This window comes from Fodinicola acaciae (assembly GCF_010993745.1).
Classification (GTDB): domain Bacteria; phylum Actinomycetota; class Actinomycetes; order Mycobacteriales; family HKI-0501; genus Fodinicola; species Fodinicola acaciae.
In genome coordinates this window covers 2,724,105-2,741,025 of the sequence record NZ_WOTN01000001.1, presented here as the reverse complement: position 1 = coordinate 2,741,025, position 16,921 = coordinate 2,724,105, and the positions used below count along the sequence as shown (strand labels likewise).

General features: G+C 69.1%; 19 protein-coding genes. 8 read left to right on the top strand and 11 right to left on the bottom strand.

Annotated elements, in window-relative coordinates:
• Positions 1–64: 64 nt before the first annotated feature.
• The 3 genes from GNX95_RS12815 to GNX95_RS12805 are packed head-to-tail and all read right to left on the bottom strand — an operon-like array spanning position 65 to position 1,930.
• Positions 65–409: a DUF3817 domain-containing protein gene (locus GNX95_RS12815; protein ID WP_222853544.1), complete on the bottom strand. Its 345-nt coding sequence runs from the start codon at positions 407–409 to the stop codon at positions 65–67.
• The gene (locus GNX95_RS12810) at positions 402–746 is read right to left on the bottom strand and encodes a hypothetical protein (RefSeq protein WP_163508020.1); all 345 of its coding nucleotides are present in this window, start codon (positions 744–746) and stop codon (positions 402–404) included. The genes GNX95_RS12815 and GNX95_RS12810 overlap by 8 nt, the downstream gene beginning before the upstream one ends.
• Positions 747–793: 47 nt before the next feature.
• The gene (locus tag GNX95_RS12805) at positions 794–1,930 is read right to left on the bottom strand and encodes a TerD family protein (RefSeq protein WP_163507310.1); all 1,137 of its coding nucleotides are present in this window, start codon (positions 1,928–1,930) and stop codon (positions 794–796) included.
• A 120-nt stretch (positions 1,931–2,050) separates the two neighbouring features.
• Here GNX95_RS12805 and GNX95_RS12800 point away from each other — a divergent pair, with 120 nt between their 5' ends.
• Complete coding sequence (locus GNX95_RS12800; protein WP_163507309.1) at positions 2,051–3,172, top strand: M48 family metallopeptidase; 1,122 nt, start codon at positions 2,051–2,053, stop codon at positions 3,170–3,172.
• Between the two features lie 67 nt (positions 3,173–3,239).
• On the opposite strand, the gene GNX95_RS43795 is transcribed toward GNX95_RS12800, so the two are convergent.
• A complete protein-coding gene (locus GNX95_RS43795; protein ID WP_281356898.1) occupies positions 3,240–3,374 on the bottom strand; it encodes a hypothetical protein in 135 nt (44 codons plus the stop codon).
• Positions 3,375–3,512: 138 nt separating this feature from the next.
• Between GNX95_RS43795 and GNX95_RS12795 the strand changes: the two genes are divergently transcribed.
• From GNX95_RS12795 to GNX95_RS12775, 5 genes are all read left to right on the top strand, one after another.
• Entirely contained in the window at positions 3,513–4,019 is a 507-nt protein-coding gene (locus tag GNX95_RS12795; RefSeq protein WP_163507308.1) for a toxin-antitoxin system HicB family antitoxin, read from the top strand.
• A 42-nt stretch (positions 4,020–4,061) separates the two neighbouring features.
• Positions 4,062–4,901 (top strand): DUF4097 family beta strand repeat-containing protein, encoded by an 840-nt coding sequence (locus GNX95_RS12790; RefSeq protein WP_163507307.1) that lies wholly within the window; start codon positions 4,062–4,064, stop codon positions 4,899–4,901.
• A gap of 114 nt (positions 4,902–5,015) precedes the next feature.
• The gene (locus tag GNX95_RS12785; RefSeq protein WP_163507306.1) at positions 5,016–5,978 is read left to right on the top strand and encodes an ATP-binding cassette domain-containing protein; all 963 of its coding nucleotides are present in this window, start codon (positions 5,016–5,018) and stop codon (positions 5,976–5,978) included.
• The gene (locus tag GNX95_RS12780; protein ID WP_163507305.1) at positions 5,975–6,778 is read left to right on the top strand and encodes an ABC transporter permease; all 804 of its coding nucleotides are present in this window, start codon (positions 5,975–5,977) and stop codon (positions 6,776–6,778) included. The genes GNX95_RS12785 and GNX95_RS12780 overlap by 4 nt, the downstream gene beginning before the upstream one ends.
• A 31-nt stretch (positions 6,779–6,809) precedes the next feature.
• The gene (locus GNX95_RS12775; RefSeq protein ID WP_163507304.1) at positions 6,810–8,000 is read left to right on the top strand and encodes a cytochrome P450; all 1,191 of its coding nucleotides are present in this window, start codon (positions 6,810–6,812) and stop codon (positions 7,998–8,000) included.
• Here the strand turns inward: GNX95_RS12775 and GNX95_RS12770 are convergent.
• The 4 genes from GNX95_RS12770 to GNX95_RS12755 all read right to left on the bottom strand — a co-directional run bounded on the left by GNX95_RS12770 (position 7,994) and on the right by GNX95_RS12755 (position 11,206).
• Positions 7,994–8,461 (bottom strand): hypothetical protein, encoded by a 468-nt coding sequence (locus tag GNX95_RS12770; RefSeq protein ID WP_163507303.1) that lies wholly within the window; start codon positions 8,459–8,461, stop codon positions 7,994–7,996. The genes GNX95_RS12775 and GNX95_RS12770 overlap by 7 nt on opposite strands.
• Positions 8,458–9,246: an SURF1 family cytochrome oxidase biogenesis protein gene (locus tag GNX95_RS12765; protein ID WP_163507302.1), complete on the bottom strand. Its 789-nt coding sequence runs from the start codon at positions 9,244–9,246 to the stop codon at positions 8,458–8,460. The genes GNX95_RS12770 and GNX95_RS12765 overlap by 4 nt, the downstream gene beginning before the upstream one ends.
• Before the next feature lie 68 nt (positions 9,247–9,314).
• Positions 9,315–10,217, bottom strand: coding sequence for a 2-dehydropantoate 2-reductase (locus GNX95_RS12760; RefSeq protein WP_163507301.1), 903 nt, complete (start codon positions 10,215–10,217; stop codon positions 9,315–9,317).
• Positions 10,214–11,206: an alpha/beta hydrolase gene (locus GNX95_RS12755; RefSeq protein ID WP_163507300.1), complete on the bottom strand. Its 993-nt coding sequence runs from the start codon at positions 11,204–11,206 to the stop codon at positions 10,214–10,216. Before GNX95_RS12755 ends, GNX95_RS12760 begins: the two co-directional genes overlap by 4 nt.
• A gap of 195 nt (positions 11,207–11,401) precedes the next feature.
• On the opposite strand from GNX95_RS12755, the gene GNX95_RS12750 reads away from it, so the two are divergent.
• Positions 11,402–12,691 (top strand): bifunctional cobalt-precorrin-7 (C(5))-methyltransferase/cobalt-precorrin-6B (C(15))-methyltransferase, encoded by a 1,290-nt coding sequence (locus GNX95_RS12750; protein WP_222853543.1) that lies wholly within the window; start codon positions 11,402–11,404, stop codon positions 12,689–12,691.
• Complete coding sequence (gene cobA, locus GNX95_RS12745; RefSeq protein ID WP_163507299.1) at positions 12,673–13,908, top strand: uroporphyrinogen-III C-methyltransferase; 1,236 nt, start codon at positions 12,673–12,675, stop codon at positions 13,906–13,908. The genes GNX95_RS12750 and cobA overlap by 19 nt, the downstream gene beginning before the upstream one ends.
• A gap of 158 nt (positions 13,909–14,066) precedes the next feature.
• On the opposite strand, the gene GNX95_RS12740 is transcribed toward cobA, so the two are convergent.
• From GNX95_RS12740 to GNX95_RS12730, 3 genes are read right to left on the bottom strand one after another with little or no spacing between them, the layout of a single operon-like run.
• On the bottom strand, positions 14,067–14,849 hold the full coding sequence (locus GNX95_RS12740; protein ID WP_222853542.1) for an ABC transporter ATP-binding protein: 783 nt from the start codon (positions 14,847–14,849) through the stop codon (positions 14,067–14,069).
• Complete coding sequence (locus GNX95_RS12735; RefSeq protein WP_222853541.1) at positions 14,846–15,889, bottom strand: FecCD family ABC transporter permease; 1,044 nt, start codon at positions 15,887–15,889, stop codon at positions 14,846–14,848. The genes GNX95_RS12740 and GNX95_RS12735 overlap by 4 nt, the downstream gene beginning before the upstream one ends.
• Positions 15,886–16,890 (bottom strand): FecCD family ABC transporter permease, encoded by a 1,005-nt coding sequence (locus tag GNX95_RS12730; RefSeq protein ID WP_163507298.1) that lies wholly within the window; start codon positions 16,888–16,890, stop codon positions 15,886–15,888. Before GNX95_RS12730 ends, GNX95_RS12735 begins: the two co-directional genes overlap by 4 nt.
• Positions 16,891–16,921: the final 31 nt, after the last annotated feature.

Below are 16,921 nucleotides of genomic sequence, written 5' to 3'. Positions count from 1 at the left end.
CCCCGTTGCCAGAGTCGTCGGCGCGTACGACAAAACCTTCGACCGTCGCTCCTCGGCGGGGTCCTTAGTCGGCGGCTTCGGCCAGGATCTGCCGGTGGACGCGGCGCTCCACGAAGACCGACAGCAGCGGGATGACGCCGGCCAGCATCACCAGCACCGTCTTCTTCAGCGTCCAGCCGACCTTGTTGCCGAGGTCGAAGACGCACAGCAGATAGACGATGTAGACCAGGCCGTGCGCCGGCCCGACGATGCTGACCACGGTCTTGTCGTGCGCCAGGTATTCCAGCGGCATCGCCACGAACAGCAGCACGATCAGGCCGACGGCGGTCACGTACGAGAGGATCTGGTAACGCAGCAGCGGACCGCGCAGCTCCTTGCGGGTCGGCCGGCGGGTCTGGACGTCAGCCATCCTGTTTGGCCAGCCAGGCGAGATAGTCGTTGTACTTGGCCAACGCCGGATCGTCCTCCTCGTGCGCCTTCACCAGCACCGGGACCGGCGCTGGCTCTGGTCGCGGCTCCGGCTCGGCCTCTTGCTGAGCCAGCGCGCGAGCCTCCAGCTGCATCATCCGGAACCAGGCCCACACCACGAACGCCGCGAACAGCGGCCACTCCAGCGCGTATCCGGCGTTTTGCCAGGTGCCGGTCGGCGAGCCGGCCCGCACGGTCTGCCACCAGGCACCGGCGACGCAGATCGCGAAGAGCACGACGGCGACGACGTGCTTCCAAAGCCATCGCCGGGAGAACATCACCTGCCGCACGCTCACAGCGTAACCCCCGGCCGCTGAGAGCAGCCTTACAGATACGCCTTGGCCGGCTTGACCATCGCGCGGACGGTGCGGCCGTCGTGGAACTCGCCGATCGCGGTCATCTCCCAACCGTCGGCGGCGCGGCGCAGCGTACACATCACCACGCCGGTGTGCGCCTTGGAGCCGGACAGGTCGAAGCGTACGAGCTCCTCGCCGGTGACGTCGTCGAGCAGCCGGCACCAGGCCGCGGACAGGTCGCTGAACTTCTGGCCGGAGAAGCTGTTGACGGTGAACACCAGCGCGACGACGTTTGGCGGGATGCCGGTCAGGTCGACGAAGATCTGCTCGTCGTCGCCTCCGCCGCCACCGACCAGGTCGTCGCCGGAGTGCCGGACCGCGCCGCCGGCGCCTTTCTGCGACATGAACCAGACCTTGTCGACGTCCTTGGCGCGCGCGTCGTAGAGGATCGCCGATGCGTCCAGGTCGATCGACCGGCCGGTGCCGGCGGCCCACCCCAGGCCCATCCGTACGCGGGTCAGCGGCGGCGCGCCGGTCTTCACCAGCGAGACGCTCTGGCCTTTCTGCAGGTTGACTTTTCCCTTGTCCAGGTTGATCTTTCCGGGCGCCGGTGCGGGTGGCTGCTGATAGGCCGGCGGTGCCGGTGGCTGCTGGTAGGCCGGTGGTGCTTGCGGCGCCGGGTCCTCCACCGAAATGCCGAAGTCGGTGGCGATCCCGGCCAACCCGGTGGCGTACCCCTGGCCGACCGCGCGCACCTTCCAGGCGCCTTGCCGGCGATAGATCTCGACGATGACCAGCGCGGTCTCGGAGCCGAGGCCGGGCGGTACGAAATGCGCGACCGGCGTGCCACCGGCATCGCTGACGGTCGCCGCGAGCCCCTGCACCATCGCGAACGTGCCGGGACCGTCGATGGTCGCCGTGATGACCACCTTCTCGATGTCGGCCGGAACGGCCGCGAAGTCGATGCGCAGCGTCGACGGCGGCTGCAGGTGCACACCGGGACCGGCCGGCTGGTTGAAGAACACGAAGTCGTCGTCGGAACGCACCTTGCCGGTCGCGGTGACCAGCAGCGCGGCGATGTCCAGCGGCGTCGAGGCCGACGCGGTGACGACCGCCACCGGACCCGGCAGCGCGGTGTTGGCGCCTTTGGTCAACTCCACCGGCATGTGCTTCCCCCAGAGACTCCGCTGCTGTTTCCCGCCACCCTACGGGCACCGAGCCAGCGAAGCCGGCGGGTGGGTGTGACCGGCGGCATAGACTCGGTTGCACTCGCGAGGAGGCAATAGATGAGTGTTGGCGACGCCGCACGAGCGAAGAGTTTGTCGTCGCGTACGCGATTTCCGGGGATAAGTCCACGTGCGTACGAGCATCCCGCCGACCGCGGCGCGCTGGTGGCGCTGCGCTCGGTGCCCGGTTTCGACAAGGTCCTGAAGGCGATCTCCGGCGCCGTCGGCGAGCGGAGCGTACGGCTGCTGGCGCTCGCCTCGCACGTACGCGTGTCGCCGCGGCAATATCCGGTGCTCGACCAGATCCGCAACGAGACGGCGACCACGCTGGACATCGCGCCGGTGCCCGAGATGTTCGTCGTCCGCGACCCGAATCCGCAGGCGATGGCGATTGGCCTGGACACGCCGATCATCACCATCACCACCGGTCTGCTGGAGCTGTGCGACGACGATGGCCTGCGGTTCGTCGTCGGCCACGAGATGGGGCATGTGCTGTCCGGCCACGCGCTCTATCGCACGATGCTGCTGTGGTTGATCCAGCTCGCGCAAAACTTCGCCTGGATGCCGCTGGGCTATTGGGGCCTGCGCGCGATCATCCTGGCGTTGCAGGAATGGTTCCGCAAGTCCGAGCTGTCCTGCGACCGCGCCGGCCTGCTGTGCGTGCAGGACGCGAAGGCCGCTCTGCGCGTGCACGCGATGCTGGCCGGCGCGACCGATCCGGACGAGATGGACGTGTCCGGCTTCCTCGACCAGGCGAACGAGTACGAGTCCGGCGGCGACATCCGGGACAGCATCCTGAAGCTGCTGCACCTGTCCGGCCAGACCCATCCGCTCGCCGCGATGCGCGCCTCTGAGCTGCAGAAATGGGCGGCCAGCGAGACGTACGCGCAGATCCTGGCCGGCGACTATCCGCGCCGCTCCGACGACGCGTCCACGCCGATCAGCGACGAGGTGAAGGCGGCGGCGCGGTCGTATAAGGAGGCCTTCACCACCTCGCAGGATCCGCTCAACAAGGCGATGAACGACGTCGGCGGCCTGTTCGCCGGCGCCGCGACGCGCGTACGCGACTGGATGACCAGCTCGTCATCGAGCAGCTCGCGCGGCACTGGCGCGCCATGGACCGACACCACCGACCACGAGCCTCCACGCGACGACACCGCTCCGCCACCACCGCCCACCTGACCCGTTATTGGTCGCATGGCCACCATGCGTGCGTCTGGCGCACGCATGGTGGCCATGCGACCACCGGTCAGTTGTGCGGCTGCTCGACGTTGGGGTGGGTGGGGTCGAGCCAGCTATTGTCCTGCGCGTTGCCGTTGTACGCGCTCTGGTAGTAGTCGTTGAAGTACTGGCCGGCGACTGGTTCGCTGCAAGGTTTCCGCAAGGTGACCACCGCTCACGGCCGGACGCACGCATGGTGGCCATGCCCGCGCTGGACGCACGCATGGTGGCCATGCGACCGTCCGAGTGGATGGCACCATGACGGCTTGCGTTGGCGTCATCGTGGTGTCATAGTAGTGCCATGGATTTGACGCCGTACGTGGAGCAGCTACGCCGCGAGCTTGCCGTGGCCGCCGAAGCCGGAGGTGACGAGGCTCGCGCGATGGCCGAGCGGCTGACCGGGCCGCTGGAGTCGGCCGCCCGGCTGGTGCTGCTGGAGGCGCTGTCGGCCGCGGCCGACGAGATCACCCGTGACCTCGCGCCGGGGTCGGTCGACCTGCGGCTGCGCGGCCTCGACCCCGACTTCGTGGTCGCACTGCCGGCGAGCGACCAGCCGGAGGAGCAGCCCGCCGCGCGCGAGGAGCTGCCGCCGGTGCCGGAGGCCGAGGACGGCTCCACTGCGCGGATCAACCTCCGGCTGCCCGAGCACATCAAGGTCCGCGTCGAGGAGGCCGCGAGCAAGGCCGGCCTGTCGGTCAACTCCTGGTTGGTACGCGCGCTCGCCGCGGCCACCGCGCCGGCCGCCACGCCGCGGCCACCGTCACCGCCAACCGGCCGCGGCCAGCGCTACACCGGCTGGGTCCGCTGACCTCTACTCGATCGCCTTTCCAGCAGACCCGGAGGGACTGCCATGCCTACTTTCGACACGCCTGAGCCGATTTCAGTCTCGGTGACCATCAACTACGGCAACGCGCGCGTCATCGCCGGCGACCGCACCGACACGGTGGTGGACGTACGGCCGAGCCGGCCCAACCGGCAGGCCGACGTCACGGCCGCTGAGCAGACCACGGTCGAGCTGGTGAAAGGCCAGCTGGTCGTACGCGCGCCGAAGCGGATGATCATGTTCGGCCGCGGCGGCTCGATCGACGTGACGATCGAGGTGCCGACCGGTTCGACGCTGCAGGCCGAGGCGGCCTGGGCCGGCATCCAGACCGACGGCCGGCTCGGCGACTGCACCATCCAGGCCGCCGGCGGCGACGTGCAACTCGGCGACACCGGCCGGCTGGACGTGCAGTCGGCGCACGGCAGCATCGTCGCCGGCGACGTGGACGGTGACGTGGAGGTCAGCAGCGCGTCGAGTCGCATCCGGATCGGCGATGTGGCCGGCTCGGCGACCATCCAGAACTCCTCCGGCGACATCAGCCTCGGCGCGGTCGAAGGCGACGTGAAGCTGAGCGGCGCGCACGGCGACCTGACCATCGACCGGGCGCTGCGCGACGTGACCGCGACGACCGCGTCCGGTGGCGTACGGATCGGCGAGCTGGTGCGCGGCGAGGTCAACATCCAGACCGCCTACGGCCGCATCGACCTCGGCATCCGGGAAGGCACCGCGGCCTGGCTCGACCTGTTTTCCAAGAACGGCACCGTACGCAACTACCTCGAGGAAGCCGACCGGCCGGACGGCGCCGGGGACACCGTCGAGGTGCGTGCCCGTACGAACTACGGCGACATTTCCATCCGCCGTCCCTGACCCGAGTTTTCCCTGACAGTCGCCGGAAAAGCCGGTGGCTGGAGACTTCACACCCTTTTTCAGGCACCACCACATTCCGCGATGACCCCTGCGCGAAAACAGGAAGGAACCGCCGTGGCCGAAGCGATCGTGGCCGAAGGTCTGGCCAAGAAGTACGGCAAAATCGTGGCGCTGGACGGCATGAACCTGTCCGTGCCGGAAGGGACGGTCTTCGGTCTGGTCGGCCCGAACGGCGCCGGAAAGACCACCACCGTCAGGATTCTCACCACGCTGGTGAAACTCGACGGCGGCCGCGCGAAGGTCGCCGGTTTCGACGTGGCGACGCAGGCCGCCAAGCTGCGCACCAGGATCGGCGTCTCCGGTCAGTACGCCGCGGTCGACGATTACCTGACCGGCGCGGAAAACCTGGAGATCGTCGGCCGGCTCTATCACCTCGGCCGGCGGCGCAGCAGACAGCGCGCACGCGAGCTGCTGGAGCGTTTCGACCTGGCCGAGGCCGGCGACCGTCCGGTGAAGGGCTATTCCGGCGGCATGCGGCGGCGGGTCGACCTGGCCGCCGCGCTGGTCGCCAACCCGCCGGTGCTGTTTCTGGACGAGCCGACCACCGGCCTCGACCCGCGGGCGCGGATCGCTTTGTGGGACGTGATTTCCGAGCTGGTCGCAGGTGGCACGACGTTGCTGCTGACCACGCAGTACATGGAGGAGGCCGACCGGCTGGCCGACCGGATCGCGGTGGTCGACCACGGCCACGTGATCGCGCTCGGCACCGCCGACCAGCTCAAGGACCAGATCGGCGGCGACCGGATCGAGCTGACCGTGACCAGCGCGGCCGACCTGCAGACCGCCTGCTATGCGCTGGAACCGCTGGCGGTCGGCGAAATGCAGACCGACCTCAGCGGTCTGCGGGTGACCGTACCGGTCGCCAGCGGCGCCGCCTCACTGGCCGAGGCGCTCGGCCGGCTGGCCAACGTCAGCGTCAAGGTGAGCGACGCGGGCCTGCGCCGGCCGACCCTGGACGACGTTTTCCTTTCCCTGACCGGACACAAAGCCGAAACCGCGAAGGAGCTGACCCGATGACCGCTGTGACGATGGCGATCACTGACGGATGGACGATCGCCAAACGCAACACGCTCAAGATCCGCCGCGCCCCTGACTGGCTCGGGTTCCTGCTGCTGTCGCCGATCATGTTCGTGCTGCTGTTCAACTATGTTTTCGGCAGCGCGATCCACATCCCTGGCACGTCCTATCGCGAGTTCCTGCTCGCCGGGATCTTCGCGCAGACGGCGATTTTCGGCGCGCAGCTGTCCGGCTATGGCCTGATCGAGGACCTGCAGAAGGGCAGCATCGACCGGTTTCGCTCGCTGCCGATGTCGCCGGCGGCCGTGCTGATCGGGCGTACGACCAGCGACATGCTGATGAACGCGGTCAGCCTCGCGGTGATGGCGGTGACCGGCCTGGTCGTCGGCTGGCGCATCCACTCGTCGCCGGCCGAGGCGGTGCTCGGATTCGTGATGTTGTTGTTGCTCGGATACGTTTTTTCGTGGGTCGTGGTGATGGTCGGCCTGGCGCTGCGTACGCCGGAGGCATTCAACAACGCCAGCATGGTCCTGATGTTTCCGTTGACCTTCGTCGCCAACACGTTCGTGCAGAGCAGCGGACTGCCGCAGCCGCTTCGCGCGATTGCCGAATGGAGCCCGGTGTCGGCCTTCACCCAGGCCGTACGCGAACTTTTCGGCAACACCAACGCGGCCATGCCGGAGCCGACCGCGTGGCCACTGCAGCATCCCGTGGTGGCCGCGCTGCTGTGGACCGTGGCGCTGCTGGCGATTTCCATTCCGGTGGCCACCTGGCTCTATCGGACCGCTGTCAGTCGCTAAGCCTTTCCAACGAAAGACAAGGAGAATCTCGATGAAATGGGACGTGCATCCAGCGCAGTTCTGGCTCCGCGGCGAGCGGCCGGCCGGTCCGGTGGCGTACGAGGAACAGCTTGGCATGTGGGTCGTCTACGGCCATCCGGAGGCGCAGCAGGCGCTCAGCGACCCGTCCGTCTTCTCCGCCAACATCATGCGGCTTTTCCCGCAGTACGAGGACAACCCGTTCAACCAGGGAAACCTGCTGCGGATGGACCCGCCCAAGCACCGCAAGCAGCGGATGCTGGTCAGCCACGCGTTCACGCCGAAGATCGTGGCCGACCTGGAGCCGCGGATCGCCGCCATCACCGACGAGTTGCTCGATGCCGCGATGGACCGCGGCCGGCTTGAGCTGGTCGCCGACGTCGCGTATCCGTTGCCGGTCATCGTGATCGCCGAGCTGCTCGGCCTGCCGGTCAGCGACCGCGAGCTGTTCCGCGACTGGGCCGACAGCCTTTTCCAGCAGAGCAACGAGTTTTCCATGAAGGACGAGACCGGCGGCTCGACCCCGGAGGAGACCGCGAAACAGGTCAAGGCGCAGGACGAGATCTTCGAGTATCTCGGCGGCCGTGCCGAGGAATATCGCAAGCGACCCGGCGACGGCCTGCTTTCGCAGCTGGTGCACGCGGAGATCGACGGCGACCGGCTGAGCAACCAGGAGATCGTCACGTTCGCGACCATCCTGCTGCTGGCCGGCCACGTCACCACGACGATGTTGCTCGGCAACACCGTCCTGTGTCTGGATGCCAATCCGGACAAGCAAAAACTGGTACGCGACGACCGCGCGAAGCTGCCGCTGGCGATCGAGGAGTCGTTGCGCTTCCTGACGCCGTTCACCGCCACCTACCGGGTCACCAACCGCGAGGTGGAACTGGCCGGCAAGAGGATCCCGGCCGACCAGATGGTGCGGATCTCGCTCGGCGCGGCCAACCGGGACGCGCGCGTGTTCGCCGACCCGGACACGTACGACCCGACCCGCGACCCCAACCCGCACATGGGTTTCGGCCGTGGCAACCACTTCTGCATGGGTGCGCCGCTGGCCCGGCTGGAGGGACGGGTCGCGCTGGACATCCTGCTCGACCGTTTTCCGGTGCTGCGTACGGACGAGGCGAACCCGCCGACGTTCATGCCGACACCGGAGATGACCGGGACGCGTACGCTGCCACTGATCAGTAGCAGGGCTCAGTAGCTGACCGACTCCTCGTCGAAGGTGACGCTGGCGAAACCCTCGATTTCCTTCTCGGGCTCGACGAGTTTTGCCGCCATCATCAGCGAAGCGACGGCGGAGGCGCCGGCGAGGCCAGCGACCAGCCAGCGGTTGGCCTTGGGCAGTTTGCGCCAGGACAGCACGGTCGCGGCGAAGTCGGCGAGGTCGGCAAGGCCGCCGAAGGCGATCCACCGGGACGCGGACACCAGCGTGTCGTCGTTTTCCTGTTCACCCATGGCGGTGAGGGTGCCGAGGCCGATCACCACGTCGCGTCCACCCAGCGCGCGGGCCAGCACCTTCGACCCGGTGCGGTCGGCCTCGGCGCCGATCCAGCTGCGGCCGACCAGCTCCGGTGCCACCATGGCGGAGATGCCAAGGACCGCGCGGCCGACAGCCAGCCAGCGTGCGCCGGCGGCCGCGCGCTCGGGAGTGAATGGCGTCATACGTCCACTGTGACATGCTCTGGCGACTCCGGCTGGTTGGCGCGCTCCCGGCGCCTTTTCCGGACTTCCAGCATCGCCAGCAAAACGTATCCGGCCACCGCCATCACGCCGAAGGTGAACCACTGGTAGGCGTACGACTCGTGGTTTCCTTCGCTGAGCGTGCCCTGCGGGATGAGCTGCGGCAGCTGGCCGGTGACCGGTGGATTTTGGCTCACCAGCTCGACATATCCGTCGTAGACCGGTCCGCCGGCCGGCAGTGTCGCCGGGTCGATGCGGGTCACCGACACGAGCTTGCCGACCGTGGTCTGGTGCGGGTCGCCGCCTTCCGGCAGCCGGACCCGGCCGGTGACGGTCACCGTGCCGTCGGCGCCGGCGACCGGTGCCGGCACCGGCTGCTCGATCGACGCGCGGGGACCCGGCGGGATCCAGCCGCGGGCGATCAGCACGCGGTTGCCGTCGGCCAGCACCAGCGGGGTGAGCACGTACAGGCCGTTGTCGTCGGCGATCTGGCGATAGCGGACCAGGATCTGGTGTGCGGTGTCCCACCGGCCGGTCGCGGTGACCTTGCGATATTCGTTTGCCGCGGCAGGTGGCGCGCCGACTCGCATCAGCTGCTGGACCGGCGTGCTGACCGCCGCCCGGGTCGCCAGGATGTGCTGGTTTTCGTCGCGTACCTGCTGCAGTCTGCCGAGCTGCCAGAAACCGAGGCTGATGAACGCGACGACCATGACGACGACGAGTGCGCCGAGCAGCAGCCACTTCGGCTTGCGGAGAAACGCCAACACACTGTCACGGTACGCCAGCGCGACCGGCGCTCCGGTGCCGGCTCATCGACGCTACCGGCGCCACCGACCTATCGGCGGTCGTGGCCACCAGGCAGCTCTGACGACAAGGCGCGCATCAGGGCCAGGATCACCTGGTTGGTCGGTGTCGGCACGCCGTGCCTGGCCCCCAGCTCGACCACCGCGCCGGTGATGAACTCGTGCTCGGTGGGCCGGCCGGCGAGCCGGTCGTAGAGCATCGAGCTGCCGCCGCCGTTGCTGCCGACGTACGCGCGATATTGCTGTGTCGCCGCGTCGACCTCGTCGTCCCGGAAGTTCGCGCCGTCGGCCTTGCCCACCGCGACGGCTTCGGTGATCAGGTCACGGGTCAGCCGTACGATGTCCGGCTCGGCCATCACGTCCAGCCGGCGCAGGGTGAGCGCGGTGATCGGGTTGGCGGCGGCGTTGCCGAGCAGCTTGCGCCAGGCGACCGTGTGGAAGTCGGCGTCCTCGACGGCCGGGATCTGCGAACCGGCCAGCAGCTTGGTGAACCGGGCCGCGGACGGTCCGGCCGGCAGGCTGATCCGTCCGTCCGAGTGCAGCGACACCTCACCTGGCGCCGTGCGCTCGGAGGCCTGGAAGATCATCGCCGGCAGCACCTTGGCCTCGACCAGTGGGCGTACGCGCTCGTCGACGCGGATGCCGTTCTGCACCACGACAACGACGGTCTGCGGCCCCACCAGCCGGTCCAGCCACGGCCGCGCGCCGGCGGTGTCCTGTGCCTTGGTGGTGACCACCACCCAGTCGTGTGCGGTCACCTCGACCGGATCGGTGACGGTGTGCGCCGGCACCTCGGACACCGTGCCGTTCTTGGTGATCCTGATCCGGTCGAAGCCGGTGCGTACGCAGAGCGTCGGCGTGCCGCCGGCCTCGGTGAAGGCCCAGCCGATCGCACTGCCGATCGCGCCGGCTCCGACGATCGCGACCGAGGTCACAGGTTTTCCTCCTTTGGCCCGTACGCCCAGATCCAGCGTTGCATCGCTTCGAAGTACGCGTCGCGTGCCGGCTTCTTCGACAGCGCGAGGTCGTGCATGCCGCCGGTGATCCGCTGGACCGTCACCAGCCGGCCGAGGCCGGCGGCCCAGCGGTTCATCTGCCGCACGTCCAGCACGGCGTCGGCGGCGAACAGCGCCTCGTCCCAGCCACGCGTGACGATCGACGCGGCCGACGAGGCGACCAGCACCGGGCACGGCACGTCCAGGCCGGCGTGTACGCGACGCTGCGCCGCGAGGATCGCGCGCAGCCAGCCGGCCCGCAGCGGCACGCCGACGATCGGCTTCCACACCTGATCGTGGTCCCACTCGCCATAGTGCGCGCTGCTGATCGACTCCATGTATGGCGTGCGATAGAGCGACGGGATGATCGTCATCGGCCGCCGCTGGCCGATCACGCCGATCGCGCTGTCGCTGACCGTACGCATCGCCGCCGGCACCGGCAGGTCGAGGAACGGCGAGTTGAGGATCAACGCGTCCACCAGTCCGCGGCCGCCGCGGCGCTCGCGTCGCGCATGAGCCCACAGCGGCGCGATCAGCCCGCCGGTGGAGTGCGCGTTGATCACCAGCGTGTCCAGGCCGTCCTCGGCGATCAGCCGCTGCGCGGCGTCCAGGTCGGCCGCGTACTCACCGAGGTTGCGGCAGAACGCGATGGTCTGGTGGTCACGCAGGCTGCGGCCGTTTTTGCGCAGGTCGATCGCGTAGAAGTGATAACCCTGGTCGATCCAGAAGTCGGCCAGGTGGGTCTGGAAGAAATAGTCGGCGTAGCCGTGCACGTAGAGCACCGCGCGCGTGGTCGGAAACTCGGCGCGGCGGCGTACGACGGTGGCGACGACCGGGCCTTCCTCGTCCGGCGCAAACTCCAGCGTCGTCTGCTCGTACGGCTCGCCGAGCAGGTCGGTCGTCCAGGTGCGTTCTGCTGTCCTCGGCACGCTCTCAACCGTACGCGGCGCGGCCGACGATTCGCGCTCGCAGCCGTCCGCTTGACTGCCCGATAATGTCCGTGGCCAGCAGGTTCGATGTCGGCGGCGCATAAAAGTGGCCGATTTGTCGCCATCTGGTCACCGATCTTTTCTGCTTTTGCGCATAACGCGCTGCAGTCGAAGAGTTACGCATAGCCTGTGCGGGTGATCGTCAACGTCGTCGGCATCCCGGGTGACCATCCGCAGCTTCCGGAGCTGCTCGACCAGGCTGACCTCGTCGTCGGTGCGCTGCCACACCTGGCCGCGGTGCCCAACGACGTGCCGGTGGTCGAGCTGGGGCCGGTCGAGGACGCGCTGGAGGCCATCGAGAAGCTGCGTCTGGACGAGGTCGCGATGACCATCGCGGCCGAGAAGATGCCGCGTACGGAGGCGGAGCCGACCGAGGTCATCTCGACCGGCAAGGGGCAGGCACAGGTGGTGGTGCTGGCCTCCGGCGATCCGACCTTCTTCGGCGTCGTACGCGCGTTGTCCGACCGTTTCGGCCGGTCGTCGGTGCGCGTCTGGCCGGCCGCCTCGACGCTCTCGCAGATGTTTGGCCAGCTCGGGATGAGCTGGGATGACGCGATCGTGATCAATGCCAACGGCGGTGGTCCGGAGGGCAGCAGGCGAGCGCTCAACGCCTGTCTGGCCTATCCGAAGGTCGCGGTGATCAGCACGGACGGCGACCTGCCCGGCCGGATCGGCGGTGGCCTGAAACACCGCGACCGGATGATGGCGGTGGCCTCCGGCGTCGGTACGCCGGACGAGCAGGTCGTCGAGCTGAGCCCGGCCGCGGCCGGAGCGCAGCGGTTCGCGCCGACGACGGTGACGGTCGTGTGGAGACCGGTCGGCCTCGGCGTCGCGCCGGTCGCCGGCGTACACGTGGCCGCCGGAGCACCGCGTACGCCGCACATCTGGGGGTTGGCCGACGAGGAGTTCGCACATGAGGACGCGACGATCACACCTGCCGAGGTGCGGGCGATCGCGTTGGGGCGGCTGGGACCGGGCCCTGGTGACCTGGTGTGGGACATCGGGTCGGGGGAGGGCTCGGTCGCGGTCGAATGCGGCCGGTTTGGCGCGGCGGTGCTGGCCGTCGAGCCGGACCGGGCCGCGTGCGTACGCATCGAGACCAACGCCAGCGCGCACTCGGTCGAGGTCGACATCGTCACCGGCCGCGCGCCGGCCGCGTTGGCCGAGCTGCCGGACCCCGACGCGGTGTTCGTCGGCGGTGGCGGCCCGGAGGTGGTGGCCGCCTGCGCGGCGCGGGCCCGCCGGTGCGTGGTGGTCGCGGTGTCCACTGTGGACCAGGTCACAGCCTGCCGAGCTGCGCTTACGTCGGCCGGGCTTGCCGTTGACGGGGTCCTGCAGCAGGCTTCAGGATTGGCCGGGCTCGGGTCCGGTGAGCGGCTGGCGACGGCCAGGCCGACATTCCTGCTGTGGGGGGAAAGATCGTAGCTCCATATCTGCTCGGCCTCCGCTTCGCCGGACGCAGGGTGCTCGTCGTCGGCGGTGGCACCGTGGCGCAGCGCCGGCTGCCGGCGCTGCTCGACGCCGGCGCCGAGGTCACCGTGGTCGCGCCCGCCGTGACCGCTGGCATCGAGTCGCTGGGCGTACGCATCGAGCTGCGGCCGTACGTGTCGTCCGATGTGGACGGTGCCTGGTTCGTGCTGGCCGCCACCGACGATCCAGCGGTCAACGCGCTGGTTGCGGTGGATGCCGAGGCGCAGCGGATTTTCTGCGTACGCGCGGATGAAGCCTCCGACGGCAGCGCGTGGACGCCGGCGGTCGGCCGGCACGACAACGTGACCGTCGCCGTACACGCCGGCCGTGATCCGGTGCGGGCCGCGGCCATCCGCAGCGCGATCGTCGAGCGGCTCGCCGACGGCTCGCTGGACGCGCCAGCCGTACGCCCGTCCGGCACCGGCATCCCCGGTGTCGCTCTCGTCGGTGCCGGCCCCGGCGATCCGGAGCTGATCACCGTACGCGGTCGCCGGCTGCTCGCCCGCGCCGACGTGGTCGTCGTCGACCGGCTCGCGCCGCATCTGCTGCTGGACGAGCTGCGCGGTGACGTGGAGGTCATCGATGCCGCGAAGATCCCGTATGGCCGCTACGTGGCGCAGGAGGCGATCAACGAGGCGCTGGTTTCCCGTGCGCTGGCGGGAAAGTTCGTCGTGCGGCTGAAAGGCGGCGACCCGTTCGTCTTCGGCCGCGGCGGCGAGGAGATCGAGGCGTGTGTCGCCGCCGGTGTCCCCGTACAGATCGTCCCCGGTGTCACCAGTCCGATCGCCGCACCTGGCGCCGCCGGCATCCCGGTCACCCATCGCGGGATCGCGCACGAGTTCACCGTCCTCAGTGGACACGTGGCGCCGGACGATCCGCGATCCCTGGTCGACTGGGCGGCTTTGGGGCGGCTGCGGGGGACTTTGGTGCTGATGATGGCGATCGAGCGGCTGCCGGCCATCGCCGCCGCGCTGATAGACAACGGCCGAGCGCCGGCTACGCCGGCCGCCGCCGTACAGGAGGGGACGCTCGGCAGTCAACTGGTCGTCAAGGGGACCCTGGAGACCATCGCCGACGACGTGTCGGCCGCCGGCCTCAAGCCACCGGCCGTCGTCGTCATCGGCGACGTGGTCGCGGTAGCCGACCGCCTCCTGCCCGCCCTGCGCATCTGACGACGCAATCGGATTCCGATTGCGTCTTTGCCCCGGCCCTGACCAGCCCCTGTTCCCTCCCCGCTCCCATTCGGACACGCGATTGACGGCCCGATTGTGACTTTTGTTGACCGCCTACCAGTGAGTAGTGGTCAACAAAGCAACAATCGGACATATCGTCAGCGGCGGGTGGAGACCGGGACGATCATGGGGGTGTCGGTGACCGGGTCGGGCAGAATTTTGGCGTCCACGTCGAAAACCTCGCGCAGCAGAGCCTGGGTGAGCACCTTCCGCGGTGGCCCGGCGGTGACGATGCGGCCGGATCTCATGGCGACCAGGGTGTCCGCGTAACGCGCGGCCAGGTTCAGGTCGTGGAGGACCATGACGACGGTGGTGCCGCGCGAGGCGTGCAGCTCGCGTACGAGGTTGAGCACGTCGAGCTGGTGAGCTAGGTCCAGGTATGTGATCGGCTCGTCGAGCAGCAGCAGATCGGTGTCCTGCGCCAAAGTCATCGAGATCCACGCCCGCTGCCGCTGACCGCCGGACAACTCGTCGACCACGCGGTTGGCGTGCTCGGCCATGCCGGTGAGCCGCAGCGCCTCGGTGATCTTCGAGTCGTCGGCGCTGGACCACTGCTTTATCCAGCTCTGGTGCGGATGCCGGCCGCGCGAGACCAGGTCGGCCACCGACAGGCCGGCCGGCGCCAGCGGAGTTTGCGGCAGGATGCCGACGGTTTTCGCGACCTCCCGGGTGGACATCCGGTGGATCTGTTTGCCGTCAAGCAAAACCGCGCCTGACCGCGGCGCCAGCAGCCGGCCGAGAGCGCGCAACAGGGTGGACTTGCCGCAGCCGTTCGGACCGATGATGACGGTGATCTCGCCGTCGGCGACGGTCAGGTCGAGGCCGTCCACGACCACCAGCTCGCCGTAGCCGAGCCGCAGTTGTTCGGCGCGCAGCCTCACGCTTGGACCTCCCGACGCTTGCGGACGAACAGATAAAGCAGATACGGCGCACCGAGTACGGCGGTCAGCGCACCGACCGGCAGGCCGCCGGGCAGCAGGCGTACGGCCAGATCCGCGGCCACCGTCAACAAACCGCCGAACACCATCGACGCCGCGAGCGGTGGCTGCACCGACCGCGTCAGCCGTGCGGCCAACTGCGGTGTCGCCAGCGCGACGAAACTGATCGGTCCGGCGGCCGCCGCCGCGATCGACGCCAAGGCGGCCGCCAGCAACAACAATCCGCCACGCGCGGCGTCGACGCGTACGCCCAGACCGCGGGCCGTGTCGTCGCCGAACTGCAAAGCACCAGTCGTGCGGCCGAAAACCAGCGCGACCGGCGCCAGCACGACCAGCGCCAACGCGGTCGGCCACACCGATTCCCAGCCGACGTCGCCGAGGTTGCCGACCAGCCAGGTGGTGGCGCGCGCGGCGTCGTCCACGTCGCCGACGGTCAACATCCAGTAGACGAGGTTTGCCGCCATGGCGGCGATTCCGATGCCGACCAGCACCATCCGGAAGCCGTCGATGCCGCGCCGCCACGACAGCAGATAAAGCAGCGCACCGGCCAAAACTCCGCCGGCGAGGCCGGCGATCGGTACGCCGACGCCGCTGGCCAAACCGCTTGCCTGGCCGCGATATCCACTGAGCAACAGCACGCCGACGGCGCCGACCGCGGCACCCCAGCTGATGCCGAGCACGTCCGGACTGGCCAGCGGGTTTCGGGAGATCGACTGGAAAATCGCGCCGGACAGGCCGAGCGCGACGCCGACCAGCGCGCCGGTGAGCGTACGCGGCATCCGCAGGTCGAAGATGATGCCGCGCATCCGGTCGTCACCGCCGCCCAGCAACGTCCACAAAACGTCTGGCAACGCGATGTGCGAGCTGCCGATGCCGAGGTTGATGCCGGCGACGGTCAGCAGCAAGGCACCGGCGACCAGGGGGACGAGCAGGCCGCGCAGCCGCACTGGCCACGCGACCGGCCCCAGCCGGAAGACGCTCACAGCCGCACCAAAGCCTTCCTGCGTACCAAAGCGATGAAGACCGGCGCACCGACCAGCGCCAGCATGATGCCGACGTCGAAGGCGTCGCCGGACAGCACCCGGCCGAGAATGTCGGCCACCAGCAACACATCCGCGCCGAGCAACGCGGCAAACGGCACCAGCCAGCGATAGTCCGGACCGGCGATCATCCGTGCCAGGTGCGGCACGACCAGGCCGACGAAGGCGATCGGTCCGCTGGCCGCCACCGCCGCTCCGGCCAGCAACGTGACCGTGACGACGCCGAGCACGCGCGTACGCCGGATACGGTGACCGAGCGCCGCCGCCACGTCGTCGCCGAGCGCGAGCAGGTTGAGGCCTGGCGCGCAGGCCACCGCGAGCACGAGGCCAGCCAACAAAAACGGCGCGGTCTGCCAGACGACCGAATAGTCGCGAGCCGCGATCGACCCGACCCGCCAGAACCGGAACACCTCCATGCCGCGGCCGTCCAGCAGCACGATCGCCGAGACCAGGCCGCCGAGCAGCGCCGACACGACCGCGCCGGCCAACGCGAGCGTCACCGGCGTGACCGCGTTGCCGCCGACGCCACCGAGCACGTAGACCGTGACGCTGGCGATCAGCGCGCCGGCGAAGGCAAACCAGATGAAGCCATAGAGCGTGTTGATGCCGAGCGTGACGACCGCGATGACGACCGCCAGCGCGGCGCCTTGCGTCACGCCGAGCAGCCCTGGATCGGCGAGCGGATTGCGCGTGTGGCCCTGGATCAGCGCACCGGCGGCGCCGAGCGCCAGGCCGACCAGCACGCCGAGGAGCGTACGGGGGACACGCAGCGACCGGACGACGATCGCGTCAGGAGTGTCGAGATGCGTGGTCAGCGCCGACCACTGCACGTCGAACGGGATGAATCGCGATCCCAACGCCAAGCTGGCCAGGCAGACCACGGCGAGCACGACCAGCAGAGCGAGAAGCCCGAGCAGCCGCCGCTGTTGGGGCCGCATTGCCATCCGCCAGGCCTTTCCGCTTATGCTGCTAGCT

Bases quoted from the DNA above. Each gene is read 5' to 3' on its own strand.
- GNX95_RS12815 (WP_222853544.1), bottom strand. From the start codon at position 409: ATGGCTGACGTCCAGACCCGCCGGCCGACCCGCAAGGAGCTGCGCGGT.
- GNX95_RS12810 (WP_163508020.1), bottom strand. From the start codon at position 746: ATGTTCTCCCGGCGATGGCTTTGGAAGCACGTCGTCGCCGTCGTGCTC.
- GNX95_RS12805 (WP_163507310.1), bottom strand. From the start codon at position 1,930: ATGCCGGTGGAGTTGACCAAAGGCGCCAACACCGCGCTGCCGGGTCCG.
- GNX95_RS12800 (WP_163507309.1), top strand. From the start codon at position 2,051: ATGAGTGTTGGCGACGCCGCACGAGCGAAGAGTTTGTCGTCGCGTACG.
- GNX95_RS12795 (WP_163507308.1), top strand. From the start codon at position 3,513: ATGGATTTGACGCCGTACGTGGAGCAGCTACGCCGCGAGCTTGCCGTG.
- GNX95_RS12790 (WP_163507307.1), top strand. From the start codon at position 4,062: ATGCCTACTTTCGACACGCCTGAGCCGATTTCAGTCTCGGTGACCATC.
- GNX95_RS12780 (WP_163507305.1), top strand. From the start codon at position 5,975: ATGACCGCTGTGACGATGGCGATCACTGACGGATGGACGATCGCCAAA.
- GNX95_RS12775 (WP_163507304.1), top strand. From the start codon at position 6,810: ATGAAATGGGACGTGCATCCAGCGCAGTTCTGGCTCCGCGGCGAGCGG.
- GNX95_RS12770 (WP_163507303.1), bottom strand. From the start codon at position 8,461: ATGACGCCATTCACTCCCGAGCGCGCGGCCGCCGGCGCACGCTGGCTG.
- GNX95_RS12730 (WP_163507298.1), bottom strand. From the start codon at position 16,890: ATGGCAATGCGGCCCCAACAGCGGCGGCTGCTCGGGCTTCTCGCTCTG.